This is a genomic window from Nitratidesulfovibrio liaohensis (assembly GCF_011682075.1).
GTDB lineage: Bacteria > Desulfobacterota > Desulfovibrionia > Desulfovibrionales > Desulfovibrionaceae > Cupidesulfovibrio > Cupidesulfovibrio liaohensis.
The window spans coordinates 1-5,727 of record NZ_VSMK01000155.1; the positions used below are offsets into that span (position 1 = coordinate 1).

Below are 5,727 nucleotides of genomic sequence, written 5' to 3' on the forward strand. Positions count from 1 at the left end.
GAGGGGGCAAACCCTCGGGCGGCGGTGGCGCGACAGCGTCAACCATGGCTGCGCCCGGCGGGGGGAGCAGGGGGCGGTGACGGCGGGGCGGCAGCGGCGTCCGTACCCGTGGAGCCGTCCCGCTCCACAGTGGGGATTGCGGCCTGCCCGGCAACGTCCTCTGTGGTCTGTCCCGCATTGGGCACGGCGACCTTTCCGGCATCGGGCAGGGGGGCGGCGGGAGTGTCCACGGGCAGGGCCATCAGCGCCTCCGTATCCTCGAACAGCCGTTCAAGGATGGAATTGGAAACCAGCATGCCGCTGCGGGTCAGCCGCAGGTAGCCGTCGCGGATGCGCAGCAGCCCTTCGCGGTGCAGCAGGTGCACCAGCCGCTTGTGGTCGCGCAGAAAGTCGCGCCCGGTCAGCTCGCGGTAGGCCTTTACCCGCAGCCCCCGCGCCGTGCGCAGCCGCAGCATGATCAGTTCCAGCACCCGCGTCTGCGGGGTCAGCCGTTCGGCCTCGGTGCCCACGCGGCCCTCGTCCACCTGGCGGATCCACGTGGCGTGGTCCTCCGGGTTGTTCCAGCGCAGGCCGCCCAGCGTGGACGCCGCCGACGGGCCAAGGCCAAGGTAGTCTTCGCCTTCCCAATAGCCCAGGTTGTGGCGGCACTGGAAGCCCATGCGGGCGAAATTGGAAATTTCGTAGTGGATGTAGCCTTCGGTTTCCAGCAGTTCCGCCCCGTCCATGAACATGGCGGCCTGGGCGCGCTCCGGGGGCAGTTCCAGCCTGCCGGTGGCGCAGTCGTCCTCCAGCGGCGTGCCCGGCTCCAGGGTCAGCCCGTAACAGGAAAGGTGGTCGGGCCGCAGCCGCACCACCTCTTTCAGCTGCTGCATCCACTGGCGCAGGGTCTGGCCGGGCAGGCCCCAGATCAGGTCCATGCCCACGTTCTGGAAGCCCGCCGCGCGCACGGCACGGAACGCGTCCAGCGCCTCCCGCGCGCGGTGCGGCCTGCCCAGGGTGTGCAGCATGGCGTCGTCCAGGCACTGCACGCCCATGGACAGCCGGTTCACCCCCACCTTCAGCAGGGTGCGCAGTTCCGACGGGCGGGTCAGCGATTCCGGGTTGGCCTCCATGCTGATTTCCGCACCCGGCTGCACCGAAAAGGCCTTGGCCACCCGGTCCAGAATGGTGCCGATGGTCCGCGCGGGCAGCAGGCTGGGCGTGCCCCCGCCGAAGAATATCGAGGTCACCGGCGTGCCGCCCATGCGGTCGCCCCACAGGGCCAACTCGCGCAGCAGCGTTTCCACGTAGTCGCGCACGGCCGTTGCTGCCCCCATCTCCAGCGAGTGGAAGGCGCAGTACCGGCACTTGCGGCGGCAGAAGGGCACGTGGATGTACAGCAGCATGGTGGTGTGGCCGACTCCGTTCGGGAAGAGAGCCGGGGAGGGGATACTTTGCGTTTTGCGGTCCTCAGCCGTAAGGCTCGCAAGCTCGCCTGACGTCTGAGGCAAGGGGCTCCCTCCCCGGACTCCAGCGTGGCTGTCGCTATCCGTTAGGTTCGCGCAAGCGCCTACCTAACGGCTACCGCTCCCCCCCAAAAACTTTTTATTTGGGTGAATCGTCCCCCGAAACGGGATCAAGGGGGCGCGGCCCCCTTGCGGGGTGCGGGGCGGAGCCCCGCACTTCCTTCACGCCCGTAACCTTGGCGAAGTCGCGGGCGAAGCGTTCGGCCTCGCTGTACAGACAGCCGCAGTAGTTCTGGCGGTGGATGCCCCATTCCCTGGACGTGTCGATGCCTTCCTGCCAGCCGGTGCGGAAGTCGCGGTACAGAAAGGGCACGGAGCCGTCCGAACTGGCGGCGGCTATGCCGTGTCCCACCTCGGCGATCATGTCGTGGCGCTGGCGGCGCGAGTAGAGCAGGCTGGTGGTGAAGGCGTCATACCCGCCGCGCGCGGCGATGGCGTGGGTGCGTTCAAGGCGGGTGGCGTAGCACACCCGGCAGCGCACGCCGGGTTGTTCGCGCCAGGCCATCTGGCGCATCCAGGCCGCGGGGTCGTACTCGGCGTCGCGCCAGATGACGGGCAGGTCGAGCCGCCGCGAGACTTCTTGCATGGCCTCGCGGCGGCGCAGGTATTCCTGCACGGGGTGGATGTTGGGATTCAGGAACAGGGCCGTGACCTCGTGTCCCTCGTCGCGCAGCATCCGCACCGTGGCGATGGAGCACGGCCCGCAGCAGGCGTGCAGCAGGACGCGCATGGCGTTACCGGGCGGGCCTGATGTCGAGATGCACGCCGAACTGGCGTTCCAGGTCGAGCAGGCGTTCACGCTTGTGGTTCAACAGGTGCATGGCAACCTCGGCCCCGGTCTCGAAGAGAAAGGTGGGCGTGCCGTGCGGCAGTGCCCGCAGCTGGCGGTGGATTTCGCGCAGGGCCTGCAACGACTGCCATTCCATGTTGCGGCGCAGGCCGGAGCCCTTGCAGCAGGGGCAGGCTTCCATGGTGATGGACAGCGCGGACGAGCCGGTGCGCTGGCGCACCACCTGCAAGAGGCCGAAGCGGCTCATCTTGCCCACGTCGTGGCGGGCGCGGTCGTTCTTCATGGCGTTGCGCAGGATCTTTTCCACTTCGCGCCAGTGGTTGCGGTCGCGCATTTCGATGAAGTCGATGACAACCTGGCCGCCGATGTCGCGCAGCTTCAGCTGCTGGGCGATGGTTTCTGCGGCTTCCATGTTGGTGCGCAGGGCCATGGATTCGAAATTGGTCTTGCCCGAGATCTTGCCCGAGTTGATGTCGATGGCCATCAGCGCCTCGGTCTGGTCGAACACCAGCCGCCCGCCGGAGGGCAGGGTGACCTCGCGCGAGTATATCTGCTCCAGTTGGCGCTGGATGCCGAAACGTTCCCACAGGGTGCGGGTCTGGTCCTTGTAGACCTTGACCAGGCTTCCCTTGCGCGGGAACAGCAGCGAGGAATACTCCTCGATGAGCGTGGCGGTGTGTTCGTCGTCCACCCATACCTCGGCCACGTCGTCGCTGAGGTAGTCGCGCACCGCGCGAGAGGCCAGGTCCGGTTCCTTGTAGATCAGGCAGGGGGCGGATTCCTCGGTGCCTTTCTTGCGGATGTCCTTCCACAGGCGCTTCAGGAATTGCAGGTCGCGCTGCAGGGTGGTCTTGCTGGTGCCCGCGCTGACGGTGCGCACGATGACGCCAAGGCCGGGGCCGGGGTTCAGCCCTTCCAGCATCTCGCGCAGGCGGCCACGTTCCTCGTCATCCTCGACCTTGCGGGAGACGCCGATCTGCTCGCGCCCCGGAGTAAGCACCAGGAATCGGCCCGGCATGGACAGGTAGGTGGTCAGGAACGCGCCCTTGCTGCCGGTGGGTTCCTTCACCACCTGCACCAGCACCTCCTGCCCGGCCTTCAGCACCTTCTGCATCAGCGGGTACTTCTTGCCCTTGGTGGCGTCGTGCGGGGTGTTGTAATATTCGGGGTGCACCTCGTCGATCTGGAGAAAGCCGTTCTTGTCGGCCCCGTAGTTGACGAAGGCAGCCTGGAGGTTGGTGTCGACGTTGTTGATGATGCCGCGGTAGATATTGCCCTTGGTCTTGGCCTGGTGGACCATCTCCACGTAGTATTCCTTGACCTGGTTCTCTTTCGCGCCTTCCTCGGCAAGGGCGACTTCCACCTGCTCGCCGGGCAGCACGCTGATGAACATTCTCAGCTTGCTCTTTTTCGTTGTCATGTAGTCCTCTGCGGAAAAAAGTGTAAAATTTCAAAAATTTGTAACGCGTGCCGTGCCTGCGGCGCGTCCGGTCGGATTCCCGGTGGGATTCCGCACGGGGTGCGCAGCGCATCCGGGCGGTGCGGACGCGGGGTGCGCGTCTCTTCCCGGAGTTGGGCGGGACTGGTCGGAACCGGGCGCGCATCGGTGCGCATCGGTACGTCCCGCTTTTCCGGGTCGGGCGTTGTGCTGCCCGTGCACTTCCGGTGCGGCGGAATGCCGTTCTGCGGCATTCCCTGCGGTGGCCCGTCTTGCGACACCCCCGGCCGGGGGTATCCCGGGCGGGGGCCCCAGACAGGGGCGGGCCGTTGCGTCGCCGCGACAGCGGCCGCCCGGCGCTACCCGTTGCGGGGTAAACGCCCGGCGTGGAAAATTTCGCCATCCGTATCGCGTGGCAGGGCCGTTTCGGCCACGGGTGCGCATGCGCCCCGCGCCGTCAGCCCGTCCAGCGCCGTCCGCACGGCGTCCAGCGGGGCCCCCAGGGCCTTCGCCAGTTGCGGTGCGGTCTGCGGCCTGCGCGTTATGGAGCGCAGTACCGCCTCTTGCAGAGCCTCCGTGCCCATGATCAGGGGGACGGGGGGGACGGGGGCTTCCGCGTTCGTCGCATTCGCCGCACGGCAGCAACCGTCATCCGGTACCGCCGCCGTGGGGCCGTGGCCAGCCGGTGCCGTTGGCGGGCATCCGGCTGCCGTGTTCAGTTCGTCGCTCCAGCGGGCCAGCACGTCCCTGCCCACGGGCAGGGCGCGCGGGCTTGCGCCCGGTCGCGACAAGGTGGTCACGTCCACCCGGTGGGGGGCCAGTTGGCGCACGTAGTCACGCAACAGGGCGAGGTTTTCCGCCGTGTCGTTGATGCCGCGCGCAAGCAGCACCTCCAGCCAGATCCGCCCGCCGAACCCGCGCGCGAAGCCCAGCAGGCCGTCGGCCACGCCGCGCGCGGTCACGCCCTTGCACGGGCGGTTCAGCACGCGGAATTCCGATTCGACCAGCGAATCCAGCGAGGGCAGCACCACGTCCGCCCCGGCTAGGTCGGCGCGCACGTCGTCCCGGTGGAGCAGGGTGGAGTTGGTCAGCACCGCCACGGGCACACCGGGCAGGATGTCCCGGCAGCCCGCGATGATGCGGGCAAGGTCGCTGTTCAGGCAGGGTTCGCCCGAGCCGCCCAGCGTCACATGGTCAAGCCGGACAGGAGCCGGTGACGCGGAAGGCGTCCGGCAATCCGGCGTGGCGCCATGCTTCGCCGCCTCGGCGTCGCGCCAGCGGGCCAGTTCGTCCAGCAGCACGGGGGCCGGGACGTAAGGCGCCCGCTCGCAGGTGTGCACATCGGTCGCGCCCACCTCGCAGTACAGACAGTCCATGGAACACACCCGCCCGCCAAGCAGGTCGAGGCCGAGCGAACGACCAAGGCGGCCTGAGGCCACCGGACCGAACACGTGGGCAAGGGGCATGCTGTCCAGAAAAACGTCCTTGTGCGAGAATGCGTGCGGATGCCGGATGCACGGCGCGGCGTGGGCCGCACCTTTCACCGTGGGGTGCATCAAAACGGGTTTTCAGGAAAAAAGCAAGCGGGGGCGGGAAACCGGAGGGGTTCTCTGGCCTTTTTGCAGGGCCTGGGCGGATGATGCATGGGCAGGGATGCGCACTAGCACGCGGCGGCGTGGCCGTCCATTGTAATGTTGCAGGCCCCGGCGGTGCCTGCGCACGATGCTGCATGGCGGGGGCGGCCAGCCGCGGGGTTCGGTCCCCTTGTCCCGGCCCGTGCCCCACTCGCCCCGTGGCGTGCCCAGACCCGGCCATTCGCCAATACGGCCAATTCGGCCAGTCCGGCAACCCCGACCGTTCGCCAATTCGGCCAGTCTCGCCGCTTCTTGACACCGCCCCCCTGTCCCGGTAGGCCCTTCGTTCCATAGGGCCGGGACCGGGTCTGCCATTGGCGGCAGGCGCGGCCCCGGGCGCGCGCACGGCGCGCGCCGCCC

4 protein-coding genes are annotated in these 5,727 nt (G+C 68.2%); all 4 read right to left on the reverse strand.

Features of this window, described 5'->3' with window-relative positions; all coding sequences use genetic code 11:
* Window positions 1-38 precede the first annotated feature (38 nt).
* A complete protein-coding gene (gene hemW / locus FVW27_RS06550; RefSeq protein WP_167123744.1) occupies window positions 39-1,385 on the reverse strand; it encodes a radical SAM family heme chaperone HemW in 1,347 nt (448 codons plus the stop codon).
* A gap of 199 nt (window positions 1,386-1,584) precedes the next feature.
* Window positions 1,585-2,235, reverse strand: a complete 651-nt coding sequence (locus tag FVW27_RS06555; protein ID WP_167123745.1) for an epoxyqueuosine reductase QueH — start codon at window positions 2,233-2,235, stop codon at window positions 1,585-1,587.
* Window positions 2,236-2,239: 4 nt separating this feature from the next.
* Window positions 2,240-3,715, reverse strand: a complete 1,476-nt coding sequence (locus FVW27_RS06560; protein WP_167123747.1) for an Rne/Rng family ribonuclease — start codon at window positions 3,713-3,715, stop codon at window positions 2,240-2,242.
* 377 nt (window positions 3,716-4,092) lie between these two features.
* Entirely contained in the window at window positions 4,093-5,199 is a 1,107-nt protein-coding gene (locus FVW27_RS06565; protein ID WP_167123749.1) for a radical SAM protein, read from the reverse strand.
* Window positions 5,200-5,727: the final 528 nt, after the last annotated feature.

What these genes read in the sequence shown, in the direction of transcription:
- FVW27_RS06560 (WP_167123747.1), bottom strand. Translation starts at nt 3,715, where the DNA reads ATGACAACGAAAAAGAGCAAGCTGAGAATGTTCATCAGCGTGCTGCCC.
- FVW27_RS06555 (WP_167123745.1), bottom strand. Translation starts at nt 2,235, where the DNA reads ATGCGCGTCCTGCTGCACGCCTGCTGCGGGCCGTGCTCCATCGCCACG.
- FVW27_RS06565 (WP_167123749.1), bottom strand. Translation starts at nt 5,199, where the DNA reads ATGCCCCTTGCCCACGTGTTCGGTCCGGTGGCCTCAGGCCGCCTTGGT.
- hemW (WP_167123744.1), bottom strand. Translation starts at nt 1,385, where the DNA reads ATGCTGCTGTACATCCACGTGCCCTTCTGCCGCCGCAAGTGCCGGTAC.